Source organism: Mesoplasma florum L1, from assembly GCF_000008305.1.
GTDB classification, from domain to species: Bacteria; Bacillota_I; Bacilli_A; order Mycoplasmatales; family Mycoplasmataceae; genus Mesoplasma; species Mesoplasma florum.
On sequence record NC_006055.1, the window covers coordinates 12,364 to 30,107 of the forward strand.

The following is a 17,744-nucleotide window of genomic DNA, read 5'->3' on the forward strand; positions in this document are numbered from 1 at the left end:
GAGAATTAAAAAATGAAAAAATTAAATTTCCCAAAATCATTTTTATGAGGTGGAGCAACATCTGCTGCTCAAATAGAGGGTGCATGAAATATAGATGGTAAGTCACTCACTTTGCCAGAAATACAGCCCTTTATAGAGCTAAAAGATAAAAGTGATTTATCAAAATTACATAATGAAAGAAATATAATTTTTAAAAATGCTTTAGAAGGTAAGTTCGAAGGTCATTATCCAAAAAGATTTGGAATAGATTTTTATCATAGATATAAGGAAGATATTGCTTTATTCAAAGAAGCTGGAATGAACATATTTAGAATGTCTATTTCTTGGGCAAGAATATTCCCAAATGCATTCGATGAAAAACCAAATTTAAATGGCCTTAAATTTTACAGAGATGTGTTTGAAGAATGTAAAAAAAATAATATGGAAATCATGGTTACAATGAGTCACTTTGATTATCCTTTTGAATTAATGAAGTCAAACCCAAAAGGATGGCTAGATCCAAAAGTTAAAGAATTATTTTTAAAGTATGCAAAAACAATATTAGATGAGTATGCAGATATAGTTAAATATTGACTTCCTTTTAATGAAATTAATATAGGTGCTTTTGCTGTAGAGGCAGGCTTAGGTATTATGCCAGATAGCAAAAGAACTGAAGCAGAAACTAAAGAGCTTTCAATAAAAGGTCTTCATAATCTATTTGTTGCGCAAGCAGAAATAGTAAAGTATGCAAAAAAATTTAAAAATATTAAATTAGGTTGTATGATGGCAGATATGACAACTTATTCACTAGATTGCAACCCTGTTAATGTTCTTGCAAATATGAAGAGAGAACAAATACTTAAGTTCATGTTTTACGATGTAATGATCAAAGGAAAATATCCAGGTTACTTTAAAAATATCGTAAAAACATTGACTAATAAAGAAATAACTTTTGATGAAAATGAGTTAAAACTTTTAAAAGAAAATCCTCTTGAATTTATAAGCTTCAGTTATTATATGTCTAACACAGTTTCAACTGATCCAAATCAAGAAAAAACTCAAGGTAATTTAACATCAGCTGGAAAAAATCCGTTTTTGAAAGCAACAGATTGAGGATGACAAATTGATCCAATTGGATTAAGATATGTTTTAAATCAGCTATGAGATAGATATGAAGTTCCTTTATTTATTTCAGAAAATGGAATTGGTGTTTTAGAAACACTAAATGAAGAAAATGCAGTTAATGATGACTATCGTATAGACTATCTAAGTAAACATATTGAACAAATAGATTTAGCCCTAAAAGACGGTGTTGATGTTTTTGGATATACAATGTGAACTCCAATAGATCTTGTATCTGCAAGCACCTGTGAAATGGCAAAAAGATATGGATTAATATTTGTAGATTATGATGATTATCATAACGGGACTGGTAACAGATATCCCAAAAAATCATTTAATTGATTTAAAGAATTTATTAAAACAAAAGAAATTTAAAATAGTGCTCTTTAAGGGCACTATTTTATTTTATAATTATAAAAGAATAGAGGTTTTTATGAAAGAAAAAATGGCTTTTAGATTTCTTGAAGAAATAGCTGAACAAGATTTCAATTTAACTAATAAATTAATAGCTGAAACTTTATTAGAAAATGCTATGAAAGGTCATTTTTTAGCTCAAAAAGACGTTTGTGATAAATGCTTTGTATCTGCAAGTACAATAACTAAATTCTCTAAAACTTTAGGTTATGAAGGTTTTCGTGAACTTATATTTTCATTAAAAAATGAATATGACGTAATTGCTCAAAAGAAAAAAACAATTGATAAAATTAATATATTTGAATCCATTGAATCATGAATAATTAATTCTAAAAATTTTATTGAAAATTTAGGAAAAAATATAATTAATTCTAAAAGAATTAATATTTATTATTCTTATTGTTTAAAAAGCAGTGCAGAGTCTTTATATGAAACAATTCTTGGAATAAATAAAGATGTTTTTCTTATAAATCATAATCAAATATCAATAATTAATCATCAATTAAGAACAGGTGATATAAACATATTCTTAGTATCTGGAAAAGATAACCAAACCCTTCTGAAATACTATCAGTATATTTTGGCTAATCAAAAATCATCAAATTTTGTAATTGCTTCAAAACTAAGTAATTGAGTAGAAAAAAATAACGATTTTGCTATAACTTTTGATATTGGTGATGATTTTTCTCTTTCTTTATATAGAAATATAGCTCTTCAATGCTTGACATTAGAGTTGTTAAAATTAATAGTTTAAACTACTTTCTATTTTTAGAAGTATTTTTTTTATTTCTTTCAGAATATATAAATATATTGTTTTTAGGGATAATTAAATTAGAAGAGCTTTTATTAAAATATTTGTTCTTTCCACCATCTAAATAATTTAATAGATTGGTGTAAAAAATTAAATTAAAACGAAAAAAGAATTTTAAAAATATAAGAAATATTAACGTTTTATTATTTATGAAGGAGTAAGAAATGAATAAATTTCCAAAAGATTTTTTATGAGGTGCGTCAACAAGCGCTTATCAATTTGAAGGAGCTATTAAACAAGGTGGTAAAGTAAGTTCTATTATGGATAGATTTGACGAACAGCCGTCATATCCAAAAGGAATAACAGGTTTTAAAGAGGCTTCAGATCACTATAATCATTGAAAAGAAGATGTAAAACTTATGTCTGAAATGGGATTCAAATCATATAGATTTTCGATTTCATGACCAAGAATTATTAAAAATAAGGAAGGTGAAATTAATAAAGAAGGAATTAAATTTTATAATGATTTAATTGATGAACTTTTTAAACATAAAATTGAACCAATAGTGACAATGTTTCATTTTGATATACCAGATTTTATCCAAGAAATTGGTGGTGTATGTACTAACGAATTTACAAAACAATTTGAAATTTACTCAGAAGTTTTATTTAAAAATTTTGGTTCAAAAATTAAATATTGATTAACAATAAACGAATTGAATATGTTTGCTCTAGCAGGACAAATTATTGGTGTTGTCCCAAGCGATCAAAAGATTAATTCATGACAATTAATGCACCATTTAAATGTTGCACAAGCTAAAGCTATTGTATTGTGTAGAAAAATTTGTCCATCTGCAAAAATAGGGCCTGCGCCAAATATTTCAACTGTTTACCCAGATTCAAATAAACCATTAGACTATGTAGCAAAATTAAATTTAGACATGGTTAGAAATTGAGTTTACTTAGATATTGTTTGTAGAGGTGAATATAGTCCAATATTTATTAATGGATTAAAAAAAATGGGACTTGAAATTACTATCACGGAGGAAGAAAAACAAATTCTTAAAAATTCTAAACCTGATTTTATTGCATTTAATTATTATTCAACAATGACTGTTAAAATGCCTACTGAAGAAAGTTTAAAGAATACAAAAAAAGATCAACAACAAGGATTATCTATGCCAGGTTTTGGCGAAAGTGTTAAGAATGATAAACTTGAAAAAACTCAATTTGGTTGAGAGATTGACCCAGTTGGTTTTAGAAATACATTAAGAGAAGTTTATGACAGATATCAACTTCCAATCATGATAACAGAAAATGGAATCGGTGCAAGAGATGTTCTTGAAGAAGACGGAAAAATTCATGATAACTACAGAATAGAATACTATGAAAAACACATACAGCAAATGGCTCTTGCAATTGCTGATGGAGTTGAAATGATTGGTTACATGCCTTGAAGTGCTATCGACTTAGTTTCGACTCACGAAGGTATTTCAAAAAGATATGGATTTGTATATGTTAACAGAGATGAATTTGATTTAAAAGATATGAAAAGATATAAAAAAGATAGTTTTCATTGATATAAAGAATTAATTAAAAATAATGGTGAAAATATTTAGAGGAGATAGATACATATGACTAAAAAATTAGAATTTCCAAGCAATTTTTTATGAGGTGGTGCTACTGCAGCATCTCAAATAGAAGGTGCTTATAATGTAGATGGAAAATCTCTTTCTGCTATTGAAATGATACCGTTTATTGAATTAAAAGATAGAAAAGATTTATCACAAACAAGAAAGTTAACAACCCAAGATTTACTTGACTCTATTGAAAATAAAAAAGGTTTACATTACCCTAAAAGATTTGGAATAGACTTTTATCATAAATATAAAGAAGATATTGCTTTGTTTAAAGAAGCTGGAATGAAAGTGTTTAGAATGTCAGTTGCATGAACACGAATTTTTCCCAATGGAGATGAAACAGAACCTAATAGAAAAGGTCTAGAATTTTATAAAAACGTTTTTGAAGAATGCAAAAAACAAGGTTTAGAAATAATGGTAACTATAAATCATTTTGACATGCCTTTTTCAATAATTCAAAAATATGGCGGATGAAAAAATAGACAAGTAATTGATATGTATTTTAAATACTCAAAAACTTTAATAGACGAATTTCATAGCTATGTTAGATACTGATTACCTTTTAACGAAATCAATTTAGGTGTTTTATTTTCTGCAATGGGATTAGAGGGTAATAACGAAGAAAAAAGTTTAGCGGAAAGATTAGCAGGAACTTATCAGGATCTTCATAATCAATTTGTAGCGCAAGCAAAATTCATAGAGTATTCAAAAAAATTTAGTAATACAAAAGTTGGGTGTATGGTAGCAGATACAACAACATATGCAATTGATTGTAATCCAGTTAATGTTTTAGAAAATCAAAGAAAAGAACAAATGAAAAAGTTTTTTTACTATGATGTTATGACAAAAGGAGAATATCCAAGCTATTCAAAAAGATACTTTAAAGAAAATGGGATTAATATTGTTAAAGAAAAAACAGATGATGAATTACTTAAAAATAATACAGTTGAATTTTTATCATTCAGTTATTATATGTCTAGCACAATTGCTAAAGAAGAAGTTGAATTAACCGAGGGTAATTTAATGAAAATGGGAAAAAATCCGTTTTTAGTTGCAACTGAATGAGGATGACAAATTGATCCTATTGGACTTAGATATTGCTTAAATCAGTTATGAGACAGATATCATTTACCTTTATTTATTTCTGAAAATGGTATGGGTGTTTTAGAAACATTAAATGAAAATAATACTGTAGATGATGATTATCGAATTGAATATTTGAGTAGACACTTTGAACAAATGAGCGAAGCTATTAAAGACGGAGTAAATTTATTTGGATATACAATGTGAACACCTATTGATGTTGTTAGTGCAGGATCAAATGAAATGTCAAAAAGATATGGATTAATATTTGTAGATTATGATGATTATCATAGAGGAACAGGGAATAGATTTAAGAAAAAATCTTTTACTTGATTCCAAAACTTTATGAAAACAAGCGAAGTTTAAGGAGATAAAATGAAATATTATACTTTTGATATAGGTGGAACATCTACAAAGTACCTAATTTTTGAAGATAAAAAAGTTATTAAATCTGGCGTAATTGAGTATAAAGAACAAATGAAAGAAAAAGGTTCAATTAGAGACAAAATAACTTTAACTAAAATATTTGATGAAATATCAGTTATGCTTGAAAATGAAAGTATGGATTTTTGTTTAGGGCTATCAATTCCAGGTATTGTAGATAGTAAAAACCAAAAAATTTTAAGTGATTCTGGAATATCTGAAACAAATATCGATATTCAAGATTACTTTAAAAAATTTAAGAATATTATTAAATTAAGTATTGAAAACGATGCTAAATCAGCAGCATATGGTGAATTTTATTTTGGACAAGATCAAAAACCTATAAATATGGTACATCTGACTTTTGGTACAGGATTAGGTTGCGGAATTATTATAAATAAAGAAATTTATAGAACAATAAATCATAAGGCCGGAGAAATTGGCAAAAGTTATTCAAACATAAATAGCACAGAGTCAGTTGTAGTAATGGACACAAGCGTTATTGCAATATTAATAAAATATAAAATGGCAACAGGAAAAGAAATAAGTGGAAAAGAATTCTTTGAATTATACGAGAAAAAAGACCCTTTAGTTCAAAAATTAATGAAGGATTGAACATCAGCTGTTGCAAGAACCATTATTGGATTAGATTATAGTTTTGACTTTGATTTATTAACAATTGGTGGTGGCGTTAGCGATAATAAAATTTTTCAAAAACTTTTATTTGAAGAACTTGATTTAAATAAAGACTTTGAATTTATGGGAAATAAACTATCATCAAATGGTCAAACAATAAGCAAAGTAAAAATATCTAATTTAAAAAATGATGCAGGTTGTTACGGAATGTTGGCAATTTTAAAACAAAATTAATAAAAAAACAAAGTTTAAAATTAAGACTTTGTTTTTTATTTACCTAAACAATACTTTTTGAATATATTATCAATTATTTCTTCGTCATATTGCTCACCAATTAATTGATTTAAATAATCTCAAGCTTCATGAAGATCAACATTAACAATATCAATTGGCATACCACCAATAATTGCGTTTAAAGATTTTTCAAGTCTGTCTTTTACTTGCTCAACAAGAGTTATTTGCTGTAAATTAATTAGTATTAAAGAATCGTTATTTATTATCTCTTCATTTATATGCATTTGTTCAATTTTCATTATTAAGTTATCTATGTCATTATTAATCGCGCTAGTATAGACAAAATTATTATGTAAGTCTTTAATTTTATTTCTCTCTATGTCATTAATAAATTCACTTTTATTAAATACAAGTATGTAATTTTTGTTTTCTAATTTGTCAAAAATCATTTTATTTTCTTCATCATTAATTGATTTGAAATCAACAACAAATAAAACTAGTTCTGCTTCATCAATAATTTTTAATGATTTTTCAATTCCAAGACCTTCTACAATATCAGTTGTTTCTCTAATACCGGCTGTATCAATTAAATTTAAACTTATATTTTCTAAATTAATTTCTCCAGTTACAATGTCTCTTGTTGTACCATGAATGTCTGTGACTATTGCTTTATCCTCATTTAATAATGCATTTAATAATGAAGACTTTCCAACATTTGTTTTACCAACAATAGCAGTTTTTATACCATTAGTATTTTTAATGGCCATTTTTGATCTTTTTAATAAATTGTTAACTTCTTCATTTATGCCAGATAAGGCTTTTGCTAATTCAGGAATACTGCTTCCCTCAACATCGTCATAATCAGGATAATCAATTGAAACTTGAATTCTAGAAATAATGTCTAATAAATTACCTTTTAGATTTATAATACTTTGATTATGGGCGCCACTCATATTATTAACACCAATCTTTAAAGCTAATTCATTTTTAGCGAAGATTAAATCATTAATACCCTCAGCTTGAATTAAATCTATTTTATTGTTTAAAAATGCTCTTTGACTAAATTCACCTTTATTAGCCATTCTTGCGCCATTCTTGATAATTAAATTGATTATTCTCTGAGTGTTTAAAATACCCCCATGACAAGCAATTTCAACAACGTTTTCACCTGTAAAGCTTGCAGGAGAAACAAATGATGTTATAACAACTTCATCAACCAACTCTTGACCATCAAACATTTTTCTAACTCAAACATTTTTTTCTTCTTTAATTTTTGTTTTTAATAATTTATTAATAATGTTAAAACTGTCATCACCACTAATTCTAATTAATGAAATAGCTTGTGTTGATATATTAGTTGTTGGTGCTACTATAGTTTGATTTAAATTGTTCATGTAGATCTCCTGTCTTTATTACTTATTATACTATTTTAACAATAAAAAAGATTCCGAAGAATCTAATTGAATTAAGCAATATTACCGCCAATAGCACCACCAATTGAAATCATAACAATTGAAAGTATAAATAGAATAACTAATATAGGTCACATAACTTTAAAGAATTTTGTGTAATCTATTTTTGCAATACCAATAGCAGCCATTATAATACCCGATGTTGGCGTGAATAGATTTATGAATCCGTTTGCCATAGAAAAGGCAGTTATAGAACCACTAGCCAATACATCTGAGTCTTTTGCAAGAACTCCTCCTAGTAATGGGAATACTGCTCTTGCAAACCCTGATGTTGAAGGAATAAATAATGAAAGAGGAATAAATAATATAAATAGAATAATTAGAATACCTATTGATGAATTAATTCCACCAATTGAACTAGCTAAACCAGAAACAACTAATTGTTGTATAAGTGATTTTTCAAGTGCTCAACCAATTCCACCTGCAACAGCAATAACTAAACAAACTCCAAATAAATCTTTGGCTCCAGCCATAAATTGATCTAAGAAACCATCTTCACCTAATCCATTAACTAATCCAAGCACAATTGAAGATAATAAGAAAATTGCTGAAACAACAATAAATCCACCATTTCCAAAACCTTCAGCTTGACTTGATAAATAGGGAATGTGTGTATTTATTCATTCTCCAAATTTATAAAAAGGCCCATAACTTGTTTTGTTATCATAACCTAAAATACTATCTCAACCAACCATATAGAAAATCATTAAAATAAATGTTAATCCAAAAAATACTAAAGTTAATTTTCTTTTTCAATTCATGTCTATTTTTTCAGCTGCTTCATTTAAAAAGAATTTTTTATCTTCTTCCATTGTTTTGAAAACAACTGATTTTTGAGGATTCATTTTAACTCTTCATGAATATCACATTACAAAAATTATAGATGCAGTTGTCATAACAAATCAAGATGTAAGTCTTCAAACTAAACCATCACCAACAGATGTTTCAATGCCAGCACCAGAACCATTTATTGTATCAACAGCAACCCCAATTGCAAAAGGATTAACTGTTGAGTTCATTACACCAACACCAGCACCAAGTAAAACAATCATAAAACCAGTTAATTTATCAAAACCAGCTGCCATCATTAAAGGAATACAAATCATATAGAATCCTAAAGATTCTTCTGCCATACCTTCTGCACTACCAACTATAGAGAAGAAGACCATTAAAGGTATAATCGCTCATATTTCTTTACCTTTTAATGCAGATGTTATATTTTGCGAAAATCCTTCTAATGCTTTAGAACAAATAACAATATTTAAAAATCCTCCTAAAGCAACTAAGAAAACAATAATCTCAGCGCCACTGACAAATCCATTAATAGGAGCAATAAATAAATCAAATATTCCTAAAGCAACAATATCATGTGATTCATTTTTGTCATCGATAACACTAACACCACTTCATTTTAGAATTCAGCTTATAAAAATAATAAATGCAATGATTAACAAAAGAATTGTAAAAGCGGAAAGCATTTTAAATTGTTTTTTTTCTTTTGTTGATGGAACATCTTTATTTTTTTTGAAAGGATTTTTTATTTTAAAATCGTTTTTCATTAGAATTGACCCCAATCTTTAAAATTTATTAAGTAAAATGATTATATAAAAAAAAGAGTACTTTTAGTACCCTTGAAATATATTAATTTTCTTTTCTTTTAAAAACCTTATTTTTTAAATAGATTAAATCAGTTTTTATACTTATGCTATCTTCAATTTCAATGTTTGGGTTGATTTCTCCATCTCACCCATCCAAATATGGATCTTTCTTAAATTTGTATTCTTGAATTAAGAAAACAATAACATTAATAGTTAAAGAAACCACTAAGATAATTAAGAATCACATTCCTGACTGAGTTATTCCTCAGTCACCTTTAGCAATGTTTTTTGGCTCTCAAATAAATGCGAAAATTCCAAAGAAAATAAATATAGCCATAAAGAGTGAAGAAATAATCCCACAAACCATAAATAATTTAGTTTGTTCAACTTTAACTTTCTTTGTGAATCTATTAACAACACCTGCTACCATAACAGCTAATACCATTATAAAAACTAATGCACTAGTTCCAGAAGAAAACCAATTTATATAATCAGTTGGTCTATTTAATAACTCTTCTACATTTTCAATGCTTCCTGAGCCAACGGCTGAACCTATTCCATCTCATCCATCTCTTGTTGTAGAAATACCTATAGTTATTAGGAAAGTGTAAGCAACAATAAAAATTATTAATTGTATGAAACCAGCTTCTTTATAGTTCATACTTCTTTTTTTTGTATAAATTGTTTTATTGTTAGCATCAGATGCTAAATCAACTATAGCGATATCAACGAATATGTTTGATCCTAATAAACATATACTCATCAGTATTAAGTTTGAGATAATTCTGGCAGCAGCACTTTCTTTACCACCTAACATTTTTTCTAATAACTTAACAATTGATCCATCTGGAGAACCCATAAACAATGATAAGGCCATTAGTACATAAAATATAGCAACAAATATCATACCTGCGAATAAAGCTTTTGGAACAACATCTTTATTTGTTGCAGTTTTTTGTGCATTAGCAATATATACATATCCATCAAATGCAAATAAAATACCACCAAATCCACCTAGGAAAAGTATTGGTGATCATTCATTTGTTCCTCATGTATTTTTGTCAATTCCACCATTTCATCATGCACTTGTACCACCTGTTTTATCAATTAAAATAAAACCTGCAATAAACGCAATTAGTAAAGGTAAAAATTTAATTAAAATACCGACAACTTGAATTTTTCTGTTAATAAATCTTTTATAGATAGACAAAATTGTACAAGTAATAAATATACTTATCCCAACAACTAAATAAATTAGTAATTGTTGATAAGGTGTAATTGGAGCACCAATTGCTAATAATAAATAGTTAACAGCTCCAGCCACAAAAACACTTTGTGTGCTGGGTATATAAACTCATCCATACATAATAGAGAAAAAAGAAGCAGTTTTTCTATTTATAAATATTTTAGCTCAGTTCCCCAATGTACCATTACCAAAATGTTTTGTTGATGATGAAATTTCAATAAAAACAATCATTGACATGATACAAATAACACCAACAAAGGATCAAAGAATTAATGCAATTATTGGGTTGTTTGTTTGATTTAATAATTCACTATTTTTCATATAAATACCAGAACCAATTACAGTTCCAATAACCATTACAAAAAGAGTTAAAAATTCAAACGTTTTAGTTTTAGTTTTTTTAGTATTCATTGTTTTAACTTTCTATAAGATTAAAAATAATTGTAATATAAAATTTTTAAAAGTGAAAACAAAATAAAAAAACACTCTAAGTGTTTTAATCGATGTATTCTTTGTTATCAAAATAAGGCTTTAAAGCAGTAGGTAAAATTAATTTTTCCCCATCTCAATAGTTTTCTAAAATTGCAGCAATTAATCTGTCTATAGCAACTCCAGAACCATTTAAAGTATGTGCTAATTTAACTTCACCATTAGCATCTCTGTATCTAGTTTGCATATTTCTTGCTTGGAAATCTGTACAATTTGAACAGCTTGAAATTTCACGATATTTATTTTGTTCTGGGAATCAAACTTCTAGATCGTATGTTTTACTTGAACTAAAACCAACATCACCAGTACAAAGTTCAACAACTCTATATGGCAAGTTAAATAATTGAAGAACAGCTTCTGCATCATTAACCATTGCTTGAAGCTCTGCTTCACTTGATTCTTGATTTGTAATTTTTACTAATTCAACTTTATTAAATTGATGTAATCTTATTAAACCTTTTGTATCCCTACCAGCACTACCAGCTTCTTGTCTAAAACATTGAGAATAAGTTGTATAGTGAATTGGTAATTGGTTTAGGTCTAAAATTTCCCCTGCATGTAAATTAGTTAGTGGAACTTCACCTGTTGGAATTAAATATTGATCGTTTGTTGTTATATAAGCGTCTTCTTTAAATTTTGGTAATTGACCAGTACCATACATTGCTTGAGGATTAACAAGAAGTGGAACTGTTATTTCTGTATAACCTTTGCTTGTGTGAAGATTTAATAATATGTTAGATAAACTTCTTACTAATTTTGCTCCTAAACCAGTATAAACAACAAATCTTGACCCACTTAATTTTGGACCTGCTTCGAAATCAACTAATTTTAATTTATCCGCAATATCTCAGTGAGGAGTATTGTGTTTTTTAATTAATTCATTACCTCATTGTCTAACTTCGACATTATCATTATCATCATTCCCAATTGGCATATTATCATTAGGAATATTTGGAATGTTTTGCAATTTACTTGTTAATTGCTCTTGAACCAATTTTAATGAATCATCTAATTTTTCTATTTTAGAATTTATTAAAGTAACTTCTTCTTTAATTTTGTTAGCTTCATCACTTTGCTTGTTTCGCATTAATTCACCAACTTGTTTAGATAAATTATTTTTATTGGCTTTAAGATTTTCTACTTCCTTTAAAATTGATTTTCTTTGAACATTTAATTCAACAGCCTCATCAATAATTAATGAATAGTCACCGCTTCTTTTATTTAATTGTTCTTTTACTTTAACTAAATTACTCTCTATAAAATTTATGTCTAACATTTTTCCTCCAAGATCACTATGTGATTGCTATTTAAAATTATAATACAAATTAAGTTATAAAAAATCTATTCTTATTAGATAGAAAGCTATAATGTAATATTTATTATAAAAATAAGGTAAAATTTAAAAATGTATAGGAGATGTTTAAATGGATTTACAAGTAAGGGCGATAAGCCATAAACATAACGCAAAAATAGCAATAGTAGATATTAGTGAAAGTATGAGAGAGATTTGTGATTTACAAAAAACAAATCCATTCATTAGTATTGCATTATCAAAATTCACTTTAGGTAATACATTGATTTCTTTAGATAATAAAGAGCTTGCAAAAATTAATTCAAACTATGTTTCAAAAAATGGAGCAGTTAAAAAAATGATTGCTGAATTTCAAAACAATAAAGTTAGAGCATATGCACAAGTTAAAGATTTTGATATAGAAGAATATATTCCTAGATTAAGTAATAATCCTGTTTATGCCACCGTTGGTACTGAGGGACAATTATTAAATAGTAGAGATATGGGATTAAAAGAACCATATATTTCAACAATTAATACAGATTCTCCAAATATGGATCATATTTGAATGGATTTTTTAAGAGATAGTAATCAAGTTGGTTCTCTTTTAACTAGTGAAGTTAAATTGGATGATGAATTAAAAATAAAAAAAGTTGTAGGTATATTAATTCAATTACTACCAGAACACACTCAAGAAGATATAGACTTGCTTGACTCAAAGTTAGGTAATACAAAATTTATTTGTGAAGTATTGATGAAATCAACAAATTATAACCAGGTTATAAAAGAAATATTCGAAGATGCAGTTATATTAGAAAGCAAGCAAATTATTTTTGAGTGCACTTGCAATGATAATAAAATATTAGATTCAGTAAAATTATTGGGACAAAATGAAATTCAGCAATTAATAGAGAATAAAGAAGATGTCCAAGTTATCTGTGATTTTTGTAACAAAGAATACATTGTAAATAATCAAAATCTTAAAAACTTAATATAAAAATAACAATAGATTGGCCTTTTATTTTGCCAAAAATCTTTTGTTTTTTTATTTAAATGTTAAAATTATTAAGATATTGTTTTAACATTTTATAAATTTTTAAGGAAAGAATAGGGATAATAATGGCTAATAACAAAAAAAACACAAACACAAATACTTGATCAAAAGCCACAAATACAAAGGCTGTTAATGCTCAAAAAGCTAATCAAGTTAAAAATGAATCAGCACATAATAAAGAAATAGTTGATAAATATAAAGAAGCTATCAATTCAACAAATAAAAACTCTAAACAACCAACTAAAAAAGTTGTTGAACCAAAAACTTCAACAGTTGTAGCAAATTCAAATACAAAAAAACCTTTATCAAAAAGTGAAGAAAAATTAATTAATAAGATAAATGAAAAAGAATTAATAAAGCAAAAGATTGCTGAAGATAAAAAATTGAAAAAACAAAATAAAGCAGAAGCTAAAAGGATTTATCAAGAACAAATTAAACAAGAAAAAAACAGAATTTTATTGGAAAAACAAGAAAAAGATCTAAAACAAATACAAGAAGCGGAAGCAAAGGCCAAAAAAATGGAAGCTGAAAGAATAGCAGACGCTAAAAAATTAGCTCTTGAAGAAAAAGCGGCGAAGCAAGCAGAAAAAGCTCAAGCTAAAAAAATGGAAGCTGAAAGAATAGCTTTAGAGAAAAAAGCTGCTGCAGAAAAAGCGAAAGCAGAAAAGCAAGCAGAAGCTGAAAGAATAGCAGCCGCTAAAAAATTAGCTCTTGAAGAAAAAGAAAGAGAAAAATTAATTGAAGCTCAAAAATTAATTGAAGAGAAAAAAGCTGCAGAAAATGCTAAGAAAATTGAAGATGAAAAAATTCAAAAAGAATTAAAAACAAAAGCAGAATTTGAAGCAAAACAAAAAGAAACAGAAAATAAAAAAATAGCAAAAGAAGAGAGAACAAACATGGGACAAACTCAAACTGAAAAAACACCTAAAGTAGGTAAAAATTCAAAAACTTCTGAAGCTAGAGAAATTCAAGTTTTTGAACCAACAGCAGAATCTGAAGCAAAACGTGAATTTATTGAAATTGATCCTAAAACAAACTTTGATAAAGGTGTTAAAGGTTTAAAACAAAAAAATAAATATCAAAAACAGTTAACAAGCAAATATTCTAAAGATATTTTAAGTGAAGGTACTATTGTTACAACAACAAACTGTAAACCAAATACTTTAGAACATATTATTGAATTAAAAGATGTTAGAAAATCATATATTACAGGGGACTTAGAAACACCTATTTTAAAAGGTATTGATGTCAAATTAGATAAAGGTGATTTCATCGTTATCTTAGGACCATCAGGTTCTGGAAAAACAACCTTCTTAAACGTTATCTCTGGATTAGATAAAGCAACTGAGGGTGATGTATTCATTTTAGGTTCAAACTTATCTTTATTAAAAGATTCACATTTAACAAAATTTAGAAGAAGAAATGTAGGATTTATTTTCCAACAATATAACTTATTAACAAATTTAACTTCAAAAGAAAATGCTGAAGTTGGACAAAACCTTGCGAATAAAAATAAACAAGGAATGAGCATTGAAGAAATTTTTGAAACAATTGGAATGAAAGAACAAATGAATAAGTACCCTCATCAAATGTCAGGGGGGCAACAACAAAGGGTTTCTATTGCTAGAGCTTTAGCTAAAAATCCTGAAATATTGTTTGCCGATGAGCCAACAGGTGCGTTAGATGAAGAAATGGGACGTAAAGTTTTAGAAATTTTAGTAAAAGTTAACCGTGAGCAAAAAACAACAGTTGTTGTAGTTACTCATAACCCTAACATTGCAAAAATAGCTAATACTGTAATTCATATTAAAAACGGATTAATTGACAGTTTAGAAAAAAACTCAAAACCTGCTGATCCAAAAACTATTGAATGATCATAAAAATGAACCTATAATGGTTCTTTTTTTTGTTTTTATCAATAATAAGTCTTATAATTAAAATATTATATAAAAAGAAAGATGTTGAAATAAAATGAAAAAACTATTATTAACACTATCATCTGTACTTATAGTTGGAGGAGCCGCTGGTTCTGTTATTTCATGTGGTGTAAAGCCAGAAAAAGAAGTTGTCTTTGCCTTAATTGGTGGGTCAACAATGAGTGATAATGACTTAGAAAAACTTAATGCATATAAAGAAATGGCTGATGAATTTAATAAAACACATTCCCAAGAAAATGGATTTGCTCCCATCAAGGTTGTCTGAAGAGATTCTAATTATCTTAATAATTCAGTTCTTTCTGGGGATAATTTACCTGACTTATATATATCTTATGTGGATGCTGCGTCAACATATCTTGAATCTACAGTTGCTGATCAAGTAAGAGATATGGAAGATTCTATGGGTGAAGAAGGTTTTACAAAGTTTACAAATGATTTAATAACACCAGCATTTATTAATGAGGGTAAATATAAAGATACTCAAGTTGTTTTACCATTTGGTAAATCATTTGATATATCAGTTATTAATGTAAATTTATTGTTTGAATTTATGGGGCTATTTAAAAATGCTGGAGTTGAAAAAAAACTAGAAGAGCTTAAAACAACATATGAAGCCTATAATATAAAAAGATCTGATGTTCTTGAGCAACAAACTGAAATGTCAGGAACAAAAGTGTTTAAGGATAATTTAAAAATAGTAGGCTCAAACAATAATGAAATAAAATCAACAGAAAATGAAATTGTTTTAGAGGAAAGTAACTACAATTATTTAATAAATCTTTTTACTAATGTGGAAAATAGTATTGAAGGTATTAAATCCATTTTTGCATCAACTGATAATGTTTTAGAATTGACAAAAGCAATGAATCAAATAATTCAAAGTGATGGTTTAGATGTAACTATTAAAATTGATAATAATCAGTATGTAAAACCAAAAGAAAGATATAATTTTGCCTTTGGAATCGATTCTCTTGATAATAAATACTACATGGATTATGCATCAACTGATACTGGAACTGAAATTATTGATATTCAAAACAGTGAAGATTTTTGATATAAAGCAACTTATGAAAATAAAAAAGCCAATATTGAATTGAATTCTAAATCTAAAAGCTTTAAGGATACATCAAAATACCTACAAGGTATGAAAGAAATTGCATTAAGCAATAAAGGCCAAGAAAATAAGCTGACTTACTCTGAACAATGAAATGGAGTTTTCTCGACATCAAGATATGAACAGAATTCTCAGTCTAGAACATATATAACGCAAGATTTTACAAAAGGGACTATGTTTATGGGCGGTGCATCATCAGCAAATGATTTTTACTTTACTTCATCATGAACAAAAAAAGTAGATGTTTATAGGTCTCAAGAAACTTCGTCGGCAATAGCACAAGAAAATAAGAATGTAACTTACACGCCTGTTACTAGAGCAGATATTATAACAACATCCAAAACAAATGAGTCAAATCCACAAAAAGCTGTGTTTATGTCTCAAGGGAGAGGAATAGCTGGTTTTAAATCTAATGGTAGTAATGCTGCTCAAAAAGAAGAAAGTGTAAAAGGATTTTTAAATTATATTATGCAGCCAATTCCTTCAGCAAGGTTTGCATTAAGAACAAGTTACATGCCAGCAACAAAATCAGGCATGTTAGTCTATGAAAATTATTTAAATGGAAATTTCAATAATGCAAATGGAGAGCCTCAAAATCAAACAGAATTAGAAAAAGCAGTAAAAGAAATAGAACAAACGTATAATGGTAATGAAAAAATAACAGATTCAGAAATTAAGGAATTGGTTCCAAAATATTTTTATCAAATAATGACTAATGGTAAACCTGAATGAAAAGCCGGCATTAGTCCAGTTAATACAGGATTTATAAATGATTATTTGAATCCAAAAATAGAAGATAATGATCCAAATATTAGTTTAGTTTCGTCAAAAGCAAATCCAGTGACTGATATAGTTAGAAGCGGTATTAAAAATTCAATAAATGGAACAAATACAATTATGGATTTAGCCAAAAAACCTAACATGAGTTTTTATGATTTATTAAGTGAAGCAAAAGATCCTAAAGACCCATCATATTTAACTTACTGATTAAGAAGAAATCAGGGTGATTTTTATCAAGAAATAAATATTAATCATAAATAAAAAATAATTCAATAATAACTAACATTTATTTTTGAATTTTTAAATTGTATATTTATATAGCAACTGAATATTAAGAAACTTATACAGGGTAGCATAATGGGCTACTGACCCCGCCATGAAACCTATTTCATGACTATAGGTCTTTATAAACACTTTAATTAAAGTTTCTTTCAACATCAAAACTTGAAAGAAACTTTTTATTTAGTTGAATTTTTAATAA

General features: G+C 27.3%; 12 protein-coding genes and 1 riboswitch. Of the genes, 8 read left to right on the forward strand and 4 right to left on the reverse strand.

Translation table 4 applies throughout. The features are described 5' to 3' along the window. Positions 1 to 12 precede the first annotated feature (12 nt). The 5 genes from MFL_RS00045 to MFL_RS00065 all read left to right on the forward strand — a co-directional run bounded on the left by MFL_RS00045 (position 13) and on the right by MFL_RS00065 (position 6,282). Entirely contained in the window at positions 13 to 1,476 is a 1,464-nt protein-coding gene (locus tag MFL_RS00045; RefSeq protein WP_011182906.1) for a glycoside hydrolase family 1 protein, read from the forward strand. Positions 1,477 to 1,534: 58 nt separating this feature from the next. After that, the gene (locus MFL_RS00050; protein WP_011182907.1) at positions 1,535 to 2,269 is read left to right on the forward strand and encodes a transcriptional regulator; all 735 of its coding nucleotides are present in this window, start codon (positions 1,535 to 1,537) and stop codon (positions 2,267 to 2,269) included. Between the two features lie 221 nt (positions 2,270 to 2,490). Then, positions 2,491 to 3,885 (forward strand): glycoside hydrolase family 1 protein, encoded by a 1,395-nt coding sequence (locus tag MFL_RS00055; protein WP_011182908.1) that lies wholly within the window; start codon positions 2,491 to 2,493, stop codon positions 3,883 to 3,885. A 15-nt stretch (positions 3,886 to 3,900) separates the two neighbouring features. Further along, positions 3,901 to 5,355, forward strand: coding sequence for a glycoside hydrolase family 1 protein (locus tag MFL_RS00060; protein ID WP_011182909.1), 1,455 nt, complete (start codon positions 3,901 to 3,903; stop codon positions 5,353 to 5,355). A 9-nt stretch (positions 5,356 to 5,364) separates the two neighbouring features. Beyond that, positions 5,365 to 6,282, forward strand: coding sequence for an ROK family protein (locus MFL_RS00065; protein WP_011182910.1), 918 nt, complete (start codon positions 5,365 to 5,367; stop codon positions 6,280 to 6,282). Between the two features lie 35 nt (positions 6,283 to 6,317). Here the strand turns inward: MFL_RS00065 and mnmE are convergent, their stop codons facing one another. The 4 genes from mnmE to serS form a co-directional block, all read right to left on the reverse strand. Beyond that, a complete protein-coding gene (mnmE, locus tag MFL_RS00070; protein WP_011182911.1) occupies positions 6,318 to 7,676 on the reverse strand; it encodes a tRNA uridine-5-carboxymethylaminomethyl(34) synthesis GTPase MnmE in 1,359 nt (452 codons plus the stop codon). Between the two features lie 71 nt (positions 7,677 to 7,747). Then, positions 7,748 to 9,313: a YfcC family protein gene (locus tag MFL_RS00075; protein WP_011182912.1), complete on the reverse strand. Its 1,566-nt coding sequence runs from the start codon at positions 9,311 to 9,313 to the stop codon at positions 7,748 to 7,750. Between the two features lie 82 nt (positions 9,314 to 9,395). Beyond that, the gene (locus tag MFL_RS00080) at positions 9,396 to 11,009 is read right to left on the reverse strand and encodes an APC family permease (protein WP_011182913.1); all 1,614 of its coding nucleotides are present in this window, start codon (positions 11,007 to 11,009) and stop codon (positions 9,396 to 9,398) included. Between the two features lie 85 nt (positions 11,010 to 11,094). Then, on the reverse strand, positions 11,095 to 12,363 hold the full coding sequence (gene serS, locus MFL_RS00085; protein WP_011182914.1) for a serine--tRNA ligase: 1,269 nt from the start codon (positions 12,361 to 12,363) through the stop codon (positions 11,095 to 11,097). A 148-nt stretch (positions 12,364 to 12,511) separates the two neighbouring features. Between serS and MFL_RS00090 the strand changes: the two genes are divergently transcribed. The 3 genes from MFL_RS00090 to MFL_RS00100 all read left to right on the forward strand — a co-directional run bounded on the left by MFL_RS00090 (position 12,512) and on the right by MFL_RS00100 (position 17,524). Beyond that, the gene (locus MFL_RS00090) at positions 12,512 to 13,375 is read left to right on the forward strand and encodes an Hsp33 family molecular chaperone HslO (protein WP_011182915.1); all 864 of its coding nucleotides are present in this window, start codon (positions 12,512 to 12,514) and stop codon (positions 13,373 to 13,375) included. A gap of 1,070 nt (positions 13,376 to 14,445) precedes the next feature. Beyond that, the gene (locus MFL_RS03725) at positions 14,446 to 15,312 is read left to right on the forward strand and encodes an ABC transporter ATP-binding protein (RefSeq protein WP_407635196.1); all 867 of its coding nucleotides are present in this window, start codon (positions 14,446 to 14,448) and stop codon (positions 15,310 to 15,312) included. A 91-nt stretch (positions 15,313 to 15,403) separates the two neighbouring features. After that, on the forward strand, positions 15,404 to 17,524 hold the full coding sequence (locus tag MFL_RS00100) for a hypothetical protein (protein ID WP_011182917.1): 2,121 nt from the start codon (positions 15,404 to 15,406) through the stop codon (positions 17,522 to 17,524). A gap of 77 nt (positions 17,525 to 17,601) precedes the next feature. Further along, positions 17,602 to 17,665: riboswitch (nucleoside riboswitch) on the forward strand. Positions 17,666 to 17,744 lie beyond the last annotated feature (79 nt).